This window comes from Paenibacillus sp. J22FR21, from assembly GCF_056269135.1.
The window spans coordinates 116,904-134,408 of record NZ_JBWDNJ010000004.1 but is presented as its reverse complement, the minus strand read 5'-3'; the positions used below and the strand labels follow the sequence as shown (position 1 = coordinate 134,408).

15 protein-coding genes are annotated in these 17,505 nt (G+C 50.0%); 7 read left to right on the top strand and 8 right to left on the bottom strand.

Annotation, left to right across the window (positions count from 1 at the left end):
- Positions 1-34 precede the first annotated feature (34 nt).
- From cyoD to AC0YNS_RS16035, 5 genes are all read right to left on the bottom strand, one after another.
- Complete coding sequence (gene cyoD / locus AC0YNS_RS16055; protein ID WP_475782001.1) at positions 35-373, bottom strand: cytochrome o ubiquinol oxidase subunit IV; 339 nt, start codon at positions 371-373, stop codon at positions 35-37.
- A 1-nt stretch (position 374) separates the two neighbouring features.
- Positions 375-1,001 (bottom strand): cytochrome o ubiquinol oxidase subunit III, encoded by a 627-nt coding sequence (cyoC, locus tag AC0YNS_RS16050; protein ID WP_475782000.1) that lies wholly within the window; start codon positions 999-1,001, stop codon positions 375-377.
- The gene (locus AC0YNS_RS16045; RefSeq protein WP_475781999.1) at positions 1,001-2,971 is read right to left on the bottom strand and encodes a cbb3-type cytochrome c oxidase subunit I; all 1,971 of its coding nucleotides are present in this window, start codon (positions 2,969-2,971) and stop codon (positions 1,001-1,003) included. The genes cyoC and AC0YNS_RS16045 overlap by 1 nt, the downstream gene beginning before the upstream one ends.
- 17 nt (positions 2,972-2,988) lie before the next feature.
- Entirely contained in the window at positions 2,989-4,026 is a 1,038-nt protein-coding gene (cyoA, locus tag AC0YNS_RS16040; protein WP_475781998.1) for a ubiquinol oxidase subunit II, read from the bottom strand.
- A 291-nt stretch (positions 4,027-4,317) separates the two neighbouring features.
- Positions 4,318-4,569, bottom strand: coding sequence for a hypothetical protein (locus AC0YNS_RS16035; RefSeq protein WP_475781997.1), 252 nt, complete (start codon positions 4,567-4,569; stop codon positions 4,318-4,320).
- A gap of 210 nt (positions 4,570-4,779) precedes the next feature.
- On the opposite strand from AC0YNS_RS16035, the gene AC0YNS_RS16030 reads away from it, so the two are divergent.
- Complete coding sequence (locus AC0YNS_RS16030; protein ID WP_475781996.1) at positions 4,780-5,568, top strand: SDR family oxidoreductase; 789 nt, start codon at positions 4,780-4,782, stop codon at positions 5,566-5,568.
- Between the two features lie 206 nt (positions 5,569-5,774).
- Entirely contained in the window at positions 5,775-6,638 is an 864-nt protein-coding gene (locus AC0YNS_RS16025; RefSeq protein ID WP_475781995.1) for a class I SAM-dependent methyltransferase, read from the top strand.
- Positions 6,639-6,690: 52 nt separating this feature from the next.
- Here AC0YNS_RS16025 and yhbH read toward each other — a convergent pair whose 3' ends face one another.
- The 3 genes from yhbH to AC0YNS_RS16010 all read right to left on the bottom strand — a co-directional run bounded on the left by yhbH (position 6,691) and on the right by AC0YNS_RS16010 (position 9,726).
- Positions 6,691-7,851, bottom strand: a complete 1,161-nt coding sequence (gene yhbH, locus AC0YNS_RS16020; protein WP_090981871.1) for a sporulation protein YhbH — start codon at positions 7,849-7,851, stop codon at positions 6,691-6,693.
- 116 nt (positions 7,852-7,967) lie between these two features.
- Positions 7,968-8,498: a GDYXXLXY domain-containing protein gene (locus AC0YNS_RS16015; RefSeq protein WP_475781994.1), complete on the bottom strand. Its 531-nt coding sequence runs from the start codon at positions 8,496-8,498 to the stop codon at positions 7,968-7,970.
- Positions 8,491-9,726, bottom strand: coding sequence for a DUF2157 domain-containing protein (locus tag AC0YNS_RS16010; RefSeq protein WP_475781993.1), 1,236 nt, complete (start codon positions 9,724-9,726; stop codon positions 8,491-8,493). Before AC0YNS_RS16010 ends, AC0YNS_RS16015 begins: the two co-directional genes overlap by 8 nt.
- 212 nt (positions 9,727-9,938) lie before the next feature.
- On the opposite strand from AC0YNS_RS16010, the gene AC0YNS_RS16005 reads away from it, so the two are divergent.
- From AC0YNS_RS16005 to AC0YNS_RS15985, 5 genes are all read left to right on the top strand, one after another.
- The gene (locus AC0YNS_RS16005; protein ID WP_475781992.1) at positions 9,939-11,114 is read left to right on the top strand and encodes a GntR family transcriptional regulator; all 1,176 of its coding nucleotides are present in this window, start codon (positions 9,939-9,941) and stop codon (positions 11,112-11,114) included.
- Positions 11,115-11,323: 209 nt separating this feature from the next.
- Positions 11,324-12,763, top strand: a complete 1,440-nt coding sequence (locus AC0YNS_RS16000) for an ABC transporter substrate-binding protein (protein ID WP_475781991.1) — start codon at positions 11,324-11,326, stop codon at positions 12,761-12,763.
- Complete coding sequence (locus AC0YNS_RS15995; RefSeq protein ID WP_475781990.1) at positions 12,760-13,716, top strand: carbohydrate ABC transporter permease; 957 nt, start codon at positions 12,760-12,762, stop codon at positions 13,714-13,716. The genes AC0YNS_RS16000 and AC0YNS_RS15995 overlap by 4 nt, the downstream gene beginning before the upstream one ends.
- 18 nt (positions 13,717-13,734) lie before the next feature.
- Complete coding sequence (locus AC0YNS_RS15990) at positions 13,735-14,625, top strand: carbohydrate ABC transporter permease (protein ID WP_475781989.1); 891 nt, start codon at positions 13,735-13,737, stop codon at positions 14,623-14,625.
- A gap of 46 nt (positions 14,626-14,671) precedes the next feature.
- Positions 14,672-17,437 (top strand): glycoside hydrolase family 38 N-terminal domain-containing protein, encoded by a 2,766-nt coding sequence (locus tag AC0YNS_RS15985; RefSeq protein WP_475781988.1) that lies wholly within the window; start codon positions 14,672-14,674, stop codon positions 17,435-17,437.
- Positions 17,438-17,505 lie beyond the last annotated feature (68 nt).

Genomic DNA, 17,505 nt, shown 5'->3' with positions numbered 1-17,505 from the left:
GCTCATGCTGCCCGAGACTTTCTCGGTCGAACTACTACATCCCATTGTTCTTCATGATCCAGATGGAGCCGATGACGATCGTAATGACGACGACTAAGCCGAGAAGGAGCGTCATCAGATTATATCGAGGTCCATTTTCATCACGCAGATGCATGAAGAAGAGAAGCTGGAGGACAAATTGCAATACCGCTGTGCCGATTAGGACGGCGACCAGCGCTTTTCCATGCATCCAGTGGTTCATTACAATTAACAGTGAAATGATCGTCAGAATAATGGAAAGAACGAAGCCTGTGACATATTCTTTCAGCGAGCCGTGGCCGCCTCCTGTATGGCCGCCATGTTCGCCATGCAACTCATTGCCGTGCTGCGCCATCTTACATCACCCCCATCAAGTAGACGATTGTGAATACGAAGATCCATACCACGTCGAGAAAATGCCAGTACAGGCTTGTAATCGTCACTTTACGCTTAGTGACCGGTGTAATACCGTGACGTGTAAGCTGAATAATGATGCCTGTAATCCAGAAGATACCTACCGTTACATGCAGCCCGTGCGTGCCGACGAGCGTGAAGAAAGCGGATAGAAACGCGCTGGTGCTAATGGTATGACCCTCATGAACAAGCTTCACAAACTCGCTCACTTCAAGCCCGATAAAGCAGGCGCCGAGCAGAACAGTAACAACCAGCCAGCCGATCAAGCCTTTACGGTTGCCTACATTCATAGCCAGAACCGCGAGACCGCTGGTGAAGCTGCTCGTTAACAGAATGAAGGTCTCGACGATAACGCCGGGCATCTCGAAAATCTCTTTCGCATCCGGGCCGCCTGCAGTGCTATGGTGCAGGACTAGATAGGTAGCGAATAAGACAGAGAACAGAATACAGTCGGTAATGAGGAAAATCCAGAAACCGAATTTGCGAAGCTCCTCCAGATCATGATGTCCATCATGACCTGCCTCGTGGGCAAGAGCCTGCGAATGCGGATGGTTAGCGTGATTCGACATTACACAGTCCCCCTTGCCGCAGCTTCCGTGCGTTTGATTTCATCCACAGGGATGTAGTAATCCGTCTTGTAATTAAACGAGTGCGCAAACATGGTTATCGCGACACCGGCGAAGCCTGGGATAGCGATCCAGAGCCAGTGGAAAACTAGACCGAACCCGATCATAAACCAGAAGATCGATTGAATGAATGGGATTGCCGAATTGCGCGGCATATGAATCGGCGCAAGCGGCGGTGTTTCCTTCGGTGCGTGACCAGCGGCGATGCGCTCTTTCTCTTCCCACCATTCGTCTCTATCCGAAACCGTAGGTGCAATTGCAAAGTTATACAGCGGTGCCGGTGAAGGAATCGACCACTCCAGCGTACGTGCGTTCCACGGATCACCGGTTGTATCCTTCTCCATGAACTTAATGCTGTGTGCGATTTGCCATACTTGGAACAGGAAGCCTAAGCCCATTAAGAAACCGCCGATTGTCGACGTGAAGTTGAGCGGCCACCAGCCGCTGTCCCAGGTGTAAGTGTTGACTCGGCGAGTCATACCGTCAAGTCCCAGGAAGTACTGCGGCATGAAGCAGACATAGAAACCGATGTTCCAAATCCAGAACGCCCATTTCCCGATTTTCTCATTCAGCTTGAAGCCGAACATCTTAGGCCACCAGTAGTACAGACCTGCGAAGTATCCGAATGCAACTCCGCCGATAAAGACTTGGTGGAAGTGAGCGATCAGGAAGTAGCTGTTATGAAATTGGAAATCTGCCGGAGCTACCGAAAGCATGACCCCCGTCATCCCGCCTGCAACGAAGCAAGGGATAAACGCGATCGTCCACAGCATTGGCGTACTGAATTTAATTCGGCCGCGGAACATCGTAAACAGCCAATTGAAGATTTTGACACCTGTTGGGATCGCGATGATCATGGTGGTTATGGCAAAGAAGATATTTACGTTCGCTCCCGAGCCCATCGTGAAGAAGTGATGGAGCCAGGTGAAGAACGACATGAGACTGATGCTCATCATGGCAAATACCATTGAAGCGTAACCGAATAACCGTTTCTTCGAGAACGTGGCTACAATTTCGGAGAAGATCCCGAATGCAGGCAGGATGACGATATACACCTCCGGATGGCCCCACATCCAGATTAAGTTAATGTACATCATGGCGTTTCCGCCGCCGTCCATCGTGAAGAAATGAGCGCCTAAATAGCGGTCCAAGAACAGAAGAGCAAGCGTTACAGTCAATACAGGGAATGCAAGAATGATCGTGATGCAGCTTGAAAGCACGGACCAAGTGAAGATCGGCAGTTTCGACCAAGTCATGCCCGGAGCGCGCATTTTGACAATCGTGACGATGAAGTTGATCCCCGTCATCAATGAACCGATACCGGAAATCTGAATGCCCCAGATGTAGAAATCCTGACCTACGCCGGGACTGCCGGTCATCTCCGATAGAGGAGGATAGGACAGCCATCCTGCATTTGGAGAGCCGCCGATCACAAAAGACATATTGAACAGCATGGCGCCCATGAAGAACAACCAGAAGCTGAGTGAATTCAAGAATGGAAATGCGACGTCGCGAGCACCTAACTGTAAGGGGACTGCGATGTTGAATAAGCCGAACATGAGCGGCATCGCCATGAAGAGAACCATAATAACGCCGTGCGTCGTGAACACCTCGTTATAATGTTCCGGCGTTAGAAATTTCATCTCCGGAAAAGCAAGCTGGGTCCGCATCATTAAGGCATCGACGCCGCCGCGGAACAGCATGAGCAATGAAGCGATGATATACATAATACCTACTTTTTTATGATCGACAGTAGTCAGCCACTCGCGCCAGAGCCAGGTCCACTTCTTGAAATACGTTAATACGAATATAATCGAAAGCGCAGTTAATGTAATTGCGATATCCGCTCCATAAATCAGCGGGTCGCCGGTAACGAAGAACCATGAAACGAATGATTTGATTTTTTCAAACATGGTACTGCCTCCTTTCATTATTTGGTCATGTCCATGCCAGACATGTCGTGGCCGGAATGGTTATCTTGCGGAGTCTCGTTGGTAGAAGACTTCGTATCGTCCTTTGATGGCTGCTCCTCGGTTGACGGTTCCTCGTCAGTGCCCAGTGCATGCTCATCACTTAACGTTGTCGCTTTCTGACCTATGCCTGCCGGTGCGCCGCGATTCATCGAATAATCGTGTACGATCCGGTGGAAGAGGCCTTCGGGAATCGAGGCATACGTGACCTGACCGGATGTTCCGGGCTTCGCGAGCTTCTGATAACCTTCCTCTGTCAGCGCATCGCCGCTTGCTGCGGCTTGTTTTTCCCATTTATCGAATTCATCCTGCGATACGGATTTAACGGTAAAGGACATTTTGGCAAATTCACGTCCTGAGAAATTAGCGCCGCTTCCCATAAATTCACCTAGTTCGTCTGCCTGTAAGTGCAGCGTCGTCGACATACCGGACATGGTGTAAATCATCCCGCCGAGCTGAGGGACCCAGAAGGAGTTCATCGGACCGTCAGATGTGAGCTCGAACTTGATCGGTGTGTCTTCCGGAATGACCAAATAATTAACTGTCGCAATGCCTTGCTCCGGATATTGGAACAACCATTTCCAGTCCAGCGATGTTACTTGTATGGTAATCGGCTTTACCTCGGATTGGAGCGGCTTAGCCGGATCCAAGTCGTAGGTGTAGCGAGCCGTTACGATGCCGAGCACGATAATAACAACAATCGGAATGCCCCACCAAATGGTCTCCAGCTTGGTGCTGTGTTCCCACTTCGGATGATAAGCGGCTTTGTTATCCTTCTTGTCGCGGTAGCGCCATACGATCCATGCCGCCAGCAGCAGCACAGGCACCATTACGATCAGGCATATCAGCATGGTGAAGTAAATCAAGTCACGCTGCTGGGCTCCGATCGGGCCTTTAGGATCAAAAACGGCGATCGATTGACAGCCCGAGGTCATAACAGCGATGCCCGCCATGGTAGCGAGCCCTGCAAACCTCCGTATGATCTTTGCAATTTTCATTTCTCTCATCTCCTAACTTACCTTTAAGCTCACCGAGATTCTCATTAGCGAATAAGTTTGTGATTTCATTCACTACCTTTGCAAAAAGATAGTATCACGTTCTGCGCGCCGTGTGTGTGCTGTTAACAAAGGCGTCAAGATAACGACTTATTTCTGTAATAATCTGTTCAACGGTTTGACTTAATTGGACAAAAAATAAGAGGACTGCCCCCAGTTATCTGGAAACAGTCCTCTTATTTGGGGTTGCTGAACGATACTTCCATTCGGCAACTAGATGTTATTCTTCATACGTTACTCCGATAGAGATTCGGAGCTGCGTTTGTGCACCAGGCTCATCGCCGTGCCGATCATATAGATAAATACGCTGCCTACCATGAAGCCCACACCGGACATTAATGTAGCATTGCTGTCGCTAAAGTCATTAATATTGAACAAACACAGAATCAGCCCAACACAAAGCGCTGTCCATGCAGCGATCTTCATTACGAAAAACAATGATTTCCCGTCCCGCTCTGTCTGCTGTTTAACTGCTACATTAGCCATCGTAATATTCACTTCCTCGTAGAGAATGATCTGCTCGAATTTAATTATGTCTAATTATAACACAATCTTCACCTTTTGTTCATACTTTGTTCAATTATTTTTCAAGAATCGGACACTTTTATTGAAAACCAGACAGACAAGGGAATGATCAACAATACCGCGAATACATAATGCAGGATACTTCTGCCAAAATGATGATGAGAGGATAGGATGAACGGTATGAAAATGAGCGGGAACACAATTCTGATTACAGGAGGCACCTCGGGTATAGGCTTCGAATTCGCAGCCCAGCTGCTTAAGTTAGGGAATACCGTCATCATAACGGGAAGGGATCAAGCGAGGTTGGATGAGGCGAAGAAGAAGCTTCCGACCGTACATACGATGCAAAGCGATGCGGGGGATTCACAAGCGATTGCAGCTTTGTTTGATAAAGTGGTGAAGCAATTCCCTAAACTCAACGTTCTTATCAATAATGCAGGATTGATGCGCAGAATTAATCTGCATGATCCGGAGGTTGATTTGGAAGATCTCAATCGCGAGATCGCAACGAATTTAAGCGGACCCATCCAGATGGTGAAACAATTCCTGTCCCATCTCAAATCGCAAGAGTCAGCCGCGATCATGAATGTCTCCTCCGGACTGGCCTTTGTGCCGCTGCCGATCTCACCCGTGTATTGTGCGGCGAAAGCAGGACTCCATTCCTATACCCAATCGCTGAGGGTGCAGCTCAAGAATACGGGAGTAAAGGTATTTGAACTGGCGCCTCCGCTAACCGAGACTCCGCTGTTAGATTCATTCGATTCGGCAGATATGGCAGGTGCCAAAGCGATGAGCGTATCCCAATTGGTTGGGACTGCGATTCGTGGGATGGAGCAGAATAAACTCGAAATTCGGCCCGGGCAAAGTAATGCGTTGAAGCTCATGAGCCGGATCGCGCCGAATTTTATTTTCAGCCAGCTCAGCAAGTCTGTGGACAACATGCTTAGAGCTTCAAAGTGAAACAAAACTAAAAAAAACCCGCCGTGTTCAAAAACGGCGGGTTTCTCTATTTGATGGAGTCGTTATTCGTTGAGTTTGTAAGTCGAAAAAAGGCATGGCTGTATAATAGTATATATAAATTTTGGATATCAGTCTATTGTTTTATGGGGTTCCCCTGTATGTTTAATGAAGCGACCGCGGCGCTAATAAGGCTAAGGAGAATTGCGATGGAGCATTATTATTGGGATGAACAAATCGCGTATTTAAAGAGAGCGGCAAACTTGTTCTACAACGATGATTATATTCAGTTTCTTATCGAGCGAGTATGGAAGATTGACTCTCCCGTCAACATCATCGATTATGGCTGTGGATTCGGGCATCTTGGATTGCGACTAATGCCATTGTTACCCATTGGTTCAACGTACTCGGGCATTGATGCCGGCAGCAAGCTTATTCATCATGCCCGCGAGTTATTTAATGAAGCTCCATACGAAACAGAGTTTATAAACGGCGATTTCCTTACGTTCAAGGTGGAGAAGAAATATGACATCGCGTTATGTCACGCCGTATTGCTCCATATGACGGATCCGATGCAGCTGCTGCAGAAAATGATCGACTGCGTGAAGAAGGATGGGAAAATCATTACGTTTGAGCCTCATTGGAACGGGAATCATGCTGGATTTTATTTAGAAGGTGTTGATCAATCCCGTATCATGCCGCTTGGACTACTGCAAGAGTTATTCGAAAGAGATGTCAAACGTACGGGCAAGGACGGCAATATCGGCGTGAAGCTTCCCTTGTACTTCAATCGGTTGGGATTACGCCATGTAGAGTGCCGCGTCAGCGATAAAGTGATTGTACTGGATCCTGCGGTTGAAGATAAGAATAGGGCTGATCGGTATGAAGCCATGCGCTTCAGCGATCCCGGGGAACGTGATCCTTACATTCGTAGCCTGTTGGAGCGTGGAATGCAACTAGAAGAGGCAGCGCGGCAGTACGAGGCGGAGAAGGGAATTGCATCGGCGTTTACTTCAACGAGTGCAGCTACTTATGCAGCTGGGATGAGGATTACATTCGGAACGGTCGAATAATGGAGAAGGCTGCCACCAAAGCGACAAACGCGCTTTAGTGACAGCCTTTTAATTAAACGACTAATTCCCGCTTACGGAAGAACGACTTCAACGCGTTATACACTTCGCCTTTCTCGCGGATAACATAGTGCATGAAGTTCGGCAAATTGATATGCTTATACGCCGACATGAGCGTGCTGGAGCGATTATACTGATTAACCTCGCCATAGCCGAACAAATTTGCCCGCTTGAGCAGCTCGCCGATCAATTTCACGCAGCGCTCGTTGTCGCTTGTCAGATTGTCACCGTCGGAGAAGTGGAACGGATAAATATTATAGAGCGTCGGAGGGAAGCGGCTGTCGATGATATCGATCGCTTTGATATATGCGGAAGAGCAGATCGTACCGCCGCTCTCGCCGCGGGTGAAGAACTCTTCCTCCGTGACTTCCTTCGCTTCCGTGTGATGCGCGATAAACACGATCTCCACATTCTCATATTGATGCCGCAGGAAGCGGGTCATCCAGAAGAAGAAGCTGCGGGCAACGTACTTCTCGAAGGAACCCATCGATCCGCTCGTGTCCATCATGGCCAAGATGACCGCATTGGACTGCGGCTTAATGATTTCTTCCCACGTCTTGTAGCGCAGATCATCCGGCGAGATACCGTGAATACCCGGCACACCGCTCGTTGCATTCCGTTTCAGGTTCTCAAGGATCGTCCGTTTCTTGTCGATGTTGGACATGATCCCTTTCTTACGTATATCGTTGAAGCGGATTTCTTTGGTTTCCAGCTGATCGCGATCCTTCTGCTTCAGGAACGGCAGCTCCAGCTCCTCGAAGAGCATCGTTTCGAGTTCAGCGAGGCTGATCTCAGCCTCCACGATGTCATCTCCCGGCTGATCGCCGGCATTCTCGCCTTTGCCGCCTTTCTGGGCGGAAGCAGGGTCAACGCCGAGCACGTCGCCGACTTGGCTGTCGCCGTCGCCTTGGCCGACATGCTTGTTTTTGTTGAAGTTATAGACGAAGCGATATTCATCAAGGCTGCGGATCGGAACTTTGATGACATGCTTCCCGTCGGACATGACAATGTTTTCTTCCGAGACGAGGTCGGGTAAATTTTGCTTTATCGCTTCGCGCACTTTCTGCTGGTGACGTGCTTGATCCTGATGTCCTTTGCGATGCAGTGACCAGTCCTCACGAGACACGGTGTAAAGCGTACCTTCATTTTCTGCCATGCCTGGGCACCTCCCCATACCGATTGAGCTTGAAAGATTCTTATTGTTATTCATTCTATTCAAGTCTCGAACGGTTATGTGAGGCAAAATTGGCCCAATTCTAGCAATCTGGCAGTCTAAGGCTGAATTCTTTCAATTATAGCGCTGCCCCAAGGGGCTACTTTGACATGTACGATAAGCTTGTCGGCGCGCTGCTCCAGTTCTTTGCCTGTATTCTCTTCCACGTAGTATTGCTCCAGTCCGTAGGTGATTCGAAGCGTGTCATCCGTGGTATACTGCACGCGGCCTTTCAGTGCAACCTCGCCTGTGCCGCGAGCGGGTTTACTGTCATATACACCTTTAATTTCGTACGTAGACGTGTCCCCATCTTGTGCAAGCAACACATAAACGGTATCGCCTTGCTTAGCTTTGTCTCCATCTTTCCAATCCGACCAAGTGGCGTTATTAATCGCATAATTGAGCTGCACATAATCGCCATACAGCTGATCGCGAGGATCTACGGGAACGGTGCGAAGCGTGATTTCTTTGCCTACCCACAGCGCTGAATAATGAAAGCACGCGATGCCGCCAAGGAAGAGCAGTTGAACTGCAATAAGCAGGATCAGCCAGACATTGCGGCCTCGTTTGAACATCGTTTGATCATTCATGCGGCTTCTCCTCCTCTTCATGGAGCTCGACCAGAAATTGTTTCTTACGGCGATTCAAGAACCAGCTCAGAGCAAGCAGGATGACACCGCCAAGGATGAAAAAGATGGATTTGTCCATAAAATCCCATGCGAGCTTCCCGTAAGCAGCCATCGTGCTCGTAAGAAACAGCAGCGTGCCCAGGTTGATTTTGACAGCCCATTCTTCCGCATAACCTCTCCACAGCAAGTATAGGGAGAAAGCGAACAATACGATCAAGTATGCAGCATCCGCACCGTGAGCCAGGTAGAAGAACGGGAGCGCCAGCAGCCAATCCGGGCTCGACATGAGGCGGTGATTCCGATATTTTCCCGCAATCGAAAGTGCGAACAAAGCTACAAGTGCGAGGCCGAACCATAAAGGCTGTGCAGACAGATCCTTTAAGAAGGATGAATCGTTGCTATCGTTCCAGAACAGGACGATAAACAGATTGTGGACAAACGCCGCCACGAGCGGGATCGCTTGAAACGGATAGACGGATTTACGTTCCCGGGCCCAATCCATCAAGCTGTACAGCAGCCAAATCGGGATGAAGAACCAAGAGAAGGCCCAGTCGTTGACGGTTACAAGCAGGATGCTCTGAATCGTAAAGCTGGCAGCCAGACACCAAGCAAGCAGTGTATTGGGACGTTTCAGCCAGTAATAACCCAGGCCAAGCATCATAATCGCAAGTGCGACGTAGCTAAAATGACTGAATTCCGTCGAATTGTACCATTGTAGTCCTGTGAAGATCAGTAAGGTTAACAGGAATAGGTAGCGGCTCTTAATGAGATAAGTGAGCAGTACGCCAATTGTTCCCCATACAATAAATGAAGTGACATCATAGGCTTGCAGATGAAACATTTGACCCGTCAGTACGATGCCGGCTCCGAAAGTGAGAAGTCCAAGCCCGATGAGAGCTGTACCCAGCTTCTCATGATCTCTACGGCGGAACAGTTCTCCTGCCCCATAGAATCCAACCATAATAACCGCGATAATGATGAGCCGCATCAGCTGCGGAATTTGTCCCCAGTTCGCCGCAACGAAGCTGAGGATGCCAAGGCCGACCAAGATGCTTCCCAATATAGGGATAATCCCGATGGCGCGCTTCTTCTCCGGATATTGGGCGAGAATGCGTTGTAATTGTTCGGGGGTGATGATCCCTTGCCGAGTCCAGGAAGGACCCTCTTGCTGCAGCCATTTTCTGCTCATCTGCCGCACCTCTTTCTCTCTTCTTACTTTCAGTATAGTCAACAATATTTCAAAACATAGTACTAACTTCACCTGGTACCGGCGATAAGCCTTGTTTACGACAGGAGCCCCAAGTCATGGATTGAAACCCTATTGCATAATATGTCATATTGGTTATAATACAACTATACAAGTTATGGGTTGTTTCATTCGATCAGATTGGAGGTTTTCATATGCAAGACGGAAGGATTCCGATCTATCAAGTCATTCAAGATTTTATTAAGAACCAGATTCAGACAGGCGTTTGGAGTCCGGGCGATAAAATCTTCACGGAGAAGGAGCTCATGGAGAAGTTTGAGGTGAGCCGAATTACAGTATCCAATGCGCTGACCGGACTGACCAAGGAAGGCTGGCTGAACCGGATTCAAGGGAAGGGCAGCTATGTCCACGATATGGCGCTATCGCTGCGCAGCGCGACGCAACCTGGGTCGAGCGTTGGCATGATCACACCTGCAGAACAAGAAGAGAGCCGTAACGTGATTGGATTGATTTTGCCCAATATAAGCGATTTCTTCTCCATGAGAATGAATAAAGGCATTTCCAAGGCGTTGAAACAATCCGGCTATAATTTCGTGCTCATGCTGTCGGAGAACTCCAAGGACCGTGAAGCCGCAGCTATCCGCGAACTGCTGTACATGGGCGCTTCCGGCTTGATTATCTTCCCGGTCGATGCGGAAACCTATAACGAGGAGATCTTAAGGCTGAAGCTCGAGCGGTTTCCGCTAGTCATTATCGATCGGTATTTGACCGGGATCGAGACACACTTCATCGGCTCTGACGGGGTAGAGGCATCGAGGCAGGCTGTCAATCATCTCTACGAGCTCGGCCACCGGGATATCGCTATTTGTTCAGATGTTCCATTGTCTACGACGACGATTGAGCAGCGGTTGTCCGGCTATATGAAGGCGCTCAAAGAGCTGGGGGAGATGATTAATCCGGCGATGATGCTGACCGATTTCTACGTCGATTACGAGCGGGAGGAGCTAGATGAGCAGCATCCGCTCTTCCGTTACGTTAAGAATGGTCTTGCGACAGCGTACATTACGCTGAACGGTACGATGGCACTGCATTTGTACCGGATCGTCCGCCATCTCGGATTCGAGGTGCCGAAGGATATTTCCATTGTGACCTTCGATAATTTATCGCCGAGCCGCGAGTTCGATTTCTTCACCTATATCGACCAGCACGAGGAAACCGTAGGAAGGTTGGCGGCAGAGCAGCTGCTTGAACTACTGGATGACACGGGAAAAATGAACCAGCAGGAGAACAAATATCGGAAACTGCTTATTGAACCTCACCTCGTTTCGAGCGTTTCAACGGCAGCTTGCCCGGTTCGCACCAAACCATAAACGACCTCAGAGCTCTTCCTATCGAAGAGTTCTTTTTTATGGAAGTTTTCGACAAAAGAAGTCGTTGACAATAAAGTTTCTTTGGGAGTAATATATCGACATATCATATAATACATATGTAAGGAGGTGCAGCCGACAGTCCGCTGACATCATGATTTGATATTGATTTGGTTCACAAGCAATTTAAGAGGCGAGAGGAGCTTGGGTCAATGAAGGGGAGCAAATGGGTTTCTTCGATCTTGTCCATCTTCGTGGTGTTAACACTCGTTTTAACAGCTTGTTCCGACAATTCAGGCAATAAAAATGAAAGCGGTAACAAAAATAACGCAGCAGCAACAACGGACAACAAAGCAGCAACAACTACGGACAACACAACCAGTTCCGATACGAATTCGACGGCGACGGAAGCGACGGATGACGGCAGCGATGATGCTGCTGCAGCTCCGGCAGCCGAACCGTTTGAGTTGACGGTTTGGAGCCATAACGTGGCCAACGCGATGCCGGAAGCCAACGATCCGACAGCGACGAAGATTTATGATTATATTCAGAAGAAGATGGAAGAGAAATTCCCGGGTGTTACGATTAAATATATCGATAAAGGCTGGGCGGATACACTTCGTCAAGCCATCATGGTTGCAGTCATGGGTGGTAATCCACCGGATGTAGCAGACGGTGAAGACTTCATTCCGGAGTTTGCGCGGATCGGTGCACTTCTGGAGGTTCCGCAGGATGTGGCCGCTCAGCTTGCTCCGGGTCCAATGAAAGCGGCTATGCATGACGGCAAGCCGTACGCGGTTGCACAGATGACAGGCGTATTCAGCCTTGTCTATAACAAGGATGTTATGGCGAAGGTCGGACTTGATCCGAATACACCGCCGAAAACATGGGATGAATGGCTAGATATGTCCAAGAAAGCAACTGCTGCAGGCAAAGGTAAATACTACGGCTCCATCGTTCAGAACATGGGTCTTGGCGGAGCGTTCCGTCTTGCGCCGTTCATGCGCCAAGCAGGCGGGGACTTCACGAATGAGGATTGGTCGCAAGTGACCTTCAATTCGCCGGAGAACGTCAAAGCACTCACATTCTTGCGTGAGCTTTCCAAAACAGCGCCTCCGGGCTCCACGTCCATGACGGATGAAGGCCAATTCTTCAACCTGCTGAACAGCGGGAAGGTCGCATTTGCCGTCAACGGTCCATGGCATATTGCATGGGGCAAGCAAATGGGCTGCACAAACTGCGGCTTTGCACCGCTGCCGGTACCTGAGGCAGGCCATACGGGCAACGTCATCGTAGGGAACACGCTGTTCTATGCGCTCAAGCAATCGAAACACCCTGAGGCAGCGATTGAGTTCTTGACGATTCTGGCGAGCAAAGAGTACCAAGAGCTTGAAGCGAATGCGACGGGCCGACTTCCGGCAAACATGGAAGCAGGCAAAAACACGGATCTGCTCAAAGCTTATCCGGAGCTTCAAGTGTTCAACGATATCGTAGCGAACGAGCAAAGCGCTCCGCTTCCGGTCTATCCGAAGAACGGTCCACAAATCTGGGAAGCGTGGTATAAAGCGCAGGATATTACGCTGACAACAGATAAACCGATCGAGGATGCACTGAAGGATGCACAGAAAACAGCTGAGGAACAGCTGAAGTGAGAACGGTCCAGATGAAGAATGAAGCTCCCCGGGCGGTGCCCGGGGAGAATTCCTCGTCCATCCTGCAGCGGCTGAGACCGTTCTATAATCGGCACCGTGACGGTGTAATCGGTTATTCCTTACTTGCGCCTATGTTTGTTTTTTTCGCTGTTTTTTCTTTATTTCCGGTTCTATTCGTTATCTATTTGTCCTTTACGGAATGGAATGGCGTGCTCGGACTGCCGAAGTGGGTCGCTTTAGATAACTTTCATCGCTTCTTTACGACGGGCGATTATTTAGTCACTTTACTGCATGCAGGCTTGTATGGGTTGCTTATCCTAGTTGGATGCATGTCGATCGGCTTCTTCATTGCGCTGCTGCTGAACCAGAAGGTGAAGGCCGTCGGCCTCTATCGAACACTGTGGTATTTGCCCGTTCTCGTATCCTTCGCGGTCGTTGCGCAGATCGCGAATGCGGTTCTTGATCCGGTTACCGGCTTAGCGCGCAAGGTGATGGAGCGTTTCGACATGGAGCCGATTATTTTTCAGCAAAGCGTCTTCTGGATGACCTTCTGGCTCATACTCATCTCCATTTGGAAGGGCATCGGAGGTACGGTCATTATCTATTTGGCCGGATTACAAGGGATTGATACAACGTTATATGAGGCGGCAAAGGTTGACGGGGCGTCGAGGTTCAAGATCATGCTCTACGTTACGCTGCCATCGCTCCGTCCGATCACGATGTACATTGCCATCATGGGTATCATCGCCAGCTTTCAGATCTTCGAGCCGGTGCAGCTCCTGACTCGCGGTGGCCCTCAGGGCCATACCAACATCATTCTGCATCGCATCTATCAGGATGCCTTCCAGTCCTTCAATATGGGGATGGCCAGCGCCTCCTCCGTCATGGTGCTGCTGTTCACGTTCACGCTTACGATGATTCAATACCGCATTTCGCAGCGAAACCAAACCTAAGGGGAGGAACGCTAAGACATGGTTAATGAACGAAGCAAGCTTGAAAGTTTCGCCATCTACTTGCTGCTCATTGTCGGAAGTGCCGTCATGTTCTATCCGTTCCTCTTTCAGGTGATGGCTTCCATCGGCTCGAACAAGGATTATTACGACTCGATTCTGCTCCCAATACCGACTGAAATTAATTTGGACCGTTACGTCAATCTGTTTCAAAACAATCTTATTTACCGCTATTTCATCAATACGGCGCTTAGAAGCATCTACTACATTGCGGTTACTTGTTTCGTGTCCCTCATCGCCTCGTATGTGTTTACCAAGCTTCGGTTCAAAGGTCGCGACACGGTGTTTGTCATCTTCCTCACTTCGATGATGATTCCGGGTCAGGTGACGCTCATCCCGACGTATTTGCTGTTCGCTCGTTTTCCTATGCTCGGCGGCAATGATTGGCTCGGGCAAGGCGGTCACGGCATGATCGATACGTGGGGAGCGCTGCTGCTCGGAAGCGGGATTGTGAACATCGCTGCCATCTTTCTGGTGAAGCAAACGATGGAGTCTATTCCGTTCGAATATGAGGAGGCCGCCCGAATTGACGGTGCCGGCGTATTCTGGACGATATTCGGCATTTATTTTCCAATGGTTCGCGCGGTGCTTGCGGTTATCGTCATTACGACGTTCATCACGATTTGGAACGATTATTTGTGGCCTCTTGTGGCCATCAACAATCCGAATATTCAGGTCATCAATACAGGCGTCACGAGCTTGCTTACGACGATGATGCAAAGCGGCCAAGTGCCGGAATATCCTGATTTCTTTGCTCTGACCGCCATCGTGGTGCTGCCTCCGATTCTGGTGTATTTGCTGCTCCAACGCAATTTCATTCAAGGCTATGCGATGGCAGGGATAAAAGGGTAGGAGCTCTCTGCGGAATAACGCCTATTTGGTCTGTTAGGAGGAACTCATGACGAAGCGATCTTCCATTAAAACGGTTTATGTCGTATCCCATACACACTGGGACCGGGAATGGTATCAGGATTATCAAGGGTTTCGCACAAGACTTGTTTATATGATCGATGAGCTGCTGGATACGATGGAGGCCAATCTGGATTATCGCTATTTTCTGATGGATGGTCAGACGATCGTCATTGATGATTATTTGGAAATCCGTCCGGAGCGGCGGGAGCAGCTAACGCGCTTTATTCGGGAGTCGCGAATCGGCGTTGGGCCATGGTATGTCATGCCGGATGAATTCCTGGTCAGCGGGGAATCGCTCATTCGTAATTTGCAGACAGGCTTCCGCGAATCGCGCAAGCTTGGCACGGAACCGGTCAAATCGGGGTACGTCACCGATATTTTCGGCCATAACAGTCAGTTTCCGCAGCTGCTGCGTGGATTTGGCATTGATAATGCGGTGCTGTTCCGCGGCTTCCACGGTGATGGAGACCCGGCAGAGATGGAATGGGAAGGAGCAGACGGCAGCCGTGTGCTTGGACTAAAGCTGGATGAAGATCGAGCCTACGGCGACTTCTACTTCTTCCTTCGGTGGCCGTTCGTTGACCGGGAGTTTCGCTATGAGGAACCGGAGCTGATCGATCGAGCCAAGTCGATGCTGGCTTATAAGAACAAACGGGCTACGACGGATATCATGATGGGCATGGACGGCGTGGATCATATCGAAATCGAGCCTCGTCTGCCATGGATGCTGCAAACGCTGAATGAAGCGGAGGAACTTGAGGGCGTGACATTTATGCATGCCACGTTGGAGCAATACTTGGAGGCGCTGCGCGGCAAAGTCAGCGACTTGAAATTGTACCAAGGGGAGCAGCGAACGAATGGCTTTAACGGGATCAACAACTGGGTGCTGGTGAACGTGCTGTCCTCTCGAATCCACTTGAAGCAGCGGAATCAGCAGTGTGAGCTTCTGCTTGAGAAATGGGCCGAGCCATGGGCTGTCTATGCCATGCTGGAGGGAAGAGCTTACCCGCGAGTCTTTCTGGAGAAGGCTTGGCAGTTTCTGCTGCAGAACCATCCGCATGATTCGATCTGCGGCTGTTCCATCGATCAGGTCCATCGGGACATGATCTATCGGTTCGATCAAAGCCGACTCATTGCGCAGCAGATGAACCACGAGCAGCTGCACTATTTTGCTAATCATATTGATCCAAGCGGACTTGTCGGTTCCGATATTCTCGTCGTGTACAATCCGCTTCAGGATGCCGGGGACGGCGTCATCATTGTGGACGCAGAGCTCCCTCATGACGGCTCGGGCGGACTGAAATCCATCGTGCTTGGGGGCAGCTTCCTCCAGCTGAGGAATGCGAACGGACAATTGCTGGATTGCCAAGTTGTGGAGATCGCACGTAATAAAGTAAGACGTGTTCGCAAATATCGTGATATACCAAGCGCGGAAACGGTGGATCGCCTGAAGCTGGCATTCGTAGGAAGCATTCCTCCCTGCGGCTATGCGGCATTTACGATTGAGAAAACGGTCATTCCGGTGCCGGCTTTCGGGGAGTACGGCATGTCTGCGCTCGTGCAGCCCCGTCGACTGCTCGGGACGATGAAGGTTAACGAGACAACGTGGAATAACGGCCTTCTCGAAATGCGTGTGAATGAGAACGGCACGATTCGAGTGACGAATCTGCAGACCGGCAAGGTTCATGACGGGCTGCTGTTGTTTGAAGATGCGGCTGATATCGGCGAAGGCTGGAATTATGTAGCGCCCGCTAATAATTCGATCTTTCATTCCGCAGGCTGCCGCGCAGTGATCTCAACGGTTACAGATGGACCGCTGGTCAGTATCGCATGTGTCGAAATCAACTTCATCGTGCCGGCCGGCATCACGCATGACGATACAAGCCGCCGTGATGACAAGGTCGGATTAGGGATTCGCACTTATCTGGAGCTTCGCAAAGATGATCCGGTGCTGCGCTGCCAAACGATCGTGAACAACACGGCACGTAATCACCGGCTGAAGCTTCTGTTCCCTTCAGGGATTCAGACGGATCATCATTATGCGAGCACGGCGTTTGATCTTGTTAAGCGCCCTAATAAGCAGAGCGATGCTGCAGCTCACTTGGAGACAGCGCGAGGGGATGCGCCATATAACGGCATTGTTGCCTTGCGAGATGCTGCAGCGGGACTGGCGCTGTACTCGAAGGGGCTCTATGAGATGGCGATGAAAGAAGACGAGGCAAGTACAGCCGCGCTTACGTTATATCGCAGTACGGATAAGGAAGTATTAAGCGACGGCGGAGATGGCGGTCAGCTCCTGTGCGAGATGACCTTCGAATATGCCATCAGACCGTTCGAGGTACAGACAGTATCGCTGCCAATTCTATGGGCAGAACGCGAGCAGTTCGCCGCCGGCTTGCAGTCGCTAACGGTGCGAAGAGATGACATTCGTTATGAATCGCTGCAGCAGCGGGAGAGAAGCTTGCCGGCAGTCCATTCCTACGTCCAAGTGGACAATGGCTCAATCCGGATAAGTGCGCTTCAGCAGGCGGAGCGGCTGGAGAATGGCGTTAACATTCGATTATTTAATGCGTCGGAGAATGCGGAAGCAGCCGTTGTCCGGTTCGATCGTCCAATCGAATCGGCAGAAGCCGTCTCGCTCGATGAGCAGCCGATTGCAGACTTCACGGATCTGCAGCTGAAGGACGGGGCCGTCACGATTTCGCTTGGCGCCAAACGGATTCAGACGATCCGACTGACATTCGGCTCGTAGGACTGGCATATAGTTGTGATAGTACGTGCGAATATTCCATTTCTAACTTTACAGAAGGAGCGATAGCT

Excerpts from the sequence above, each read along its gene's own strand:
- cyoD (WP_475782001.1), bottom strand. The coding sequence starts at position 373 with ATGGCGCAGCACGGCAATGAGTTGCATGGCGAACATGGCGGCCATACA.
- cyoC (WP_475782000.1), bottom strand. The coding sequence starts at position 1,001 with ATGTCGAATCACGCTAACCATCCGCATTCGCAGGCTCTTGCCCACGAG.
- AC0YNS_RS16045 (WP_475781999.1), bottom strand. The coding sequence starts at position 2,971 with ATGTTTGAAAAAATCAAATCATTCGTTTCATGGTTCTTCGTTACCGGC.
- cyoA (WP_475781998.1), bottom strand. The coding sequence starts at position 4,026 with ATGAAAATTGCAAAGATCATACGGAGGTTTGCAGGGCTCGCTACCATG.
- AC0YNS_RS16035 (WP_475781997.1), bottom strand. The coding sequence starts at position 4,569 with ATGGCTAATGTAGCAGTTAAACAGCAGACAGAGCGGGACGGGAAATCA.
- AC0YNS_RS16030 (WP_475781996.1), top strand. The coding sequence starts at position 4,780 with ATGAACGGTATGAAAATGAGCGGGAACACAATTCTGATTACAGGAGGC.
- AC0YNS_RS16025 (WP_475781995.1), top strand. The coding sequence starts at position 5,775 with ATGGAGCATTATTATTGGGATGAACAAATCGCGTATTTAAAGAGAGCG.
- yhbH (WP_090981871.1), bottom strand. The coding sequence starts at position 7,851 with ATGGCAGAAAATGAAGGTACGCTTTACACCGTGTCTCGTGAGGACTGG.
- AC0YNS_RS16015 (WP_475781994.1), bottom strand. The coding sequence starts at position 8,498 with ATGAATGATCAAACGATGTTCAAACGAGGCCGCAATGTCTGGCTGATC.
- AC0YNS_RS16010 (WP_475781993.1), bottom strand. The coding sequence starts at position 9,726 with ATGAGCAGAAAATGGCTGCAGCAAGAGGGTCCTTCCTGGACTCGGCAA.
- AC0YNS_RS16005 (WP_475781992.1), top strand. The coding sequence starts at position 9,939 with ATGCAAGACGGAAGGATTCCGATCTATCAAGTCATTCAAGATTTTATT.
- AC0YNS_RS16000 (WP_475781991.1), top strand. The coding sequence starts at position 11,324 with ATGAAGGGGAGCAAATGGGTTTCTTCGATCTTGTCCATCTTCGTGGTG.
- AC0YNS_RS15990 (WP_475781989.1), top strand. The coding sequence starts at position 13,735 with ATGGTTAATGAACGAAGCAAGCTTGAAAGTTTCGCCATCTACTTGCTG.
- AC0YNS_RS15985 (WP_475781988.1), top strand. The coding sequence starts at position 14,672 with ATGACGAAGCGATCTTCCATTAAAACGGTTTATGTCGTATCCCATACA.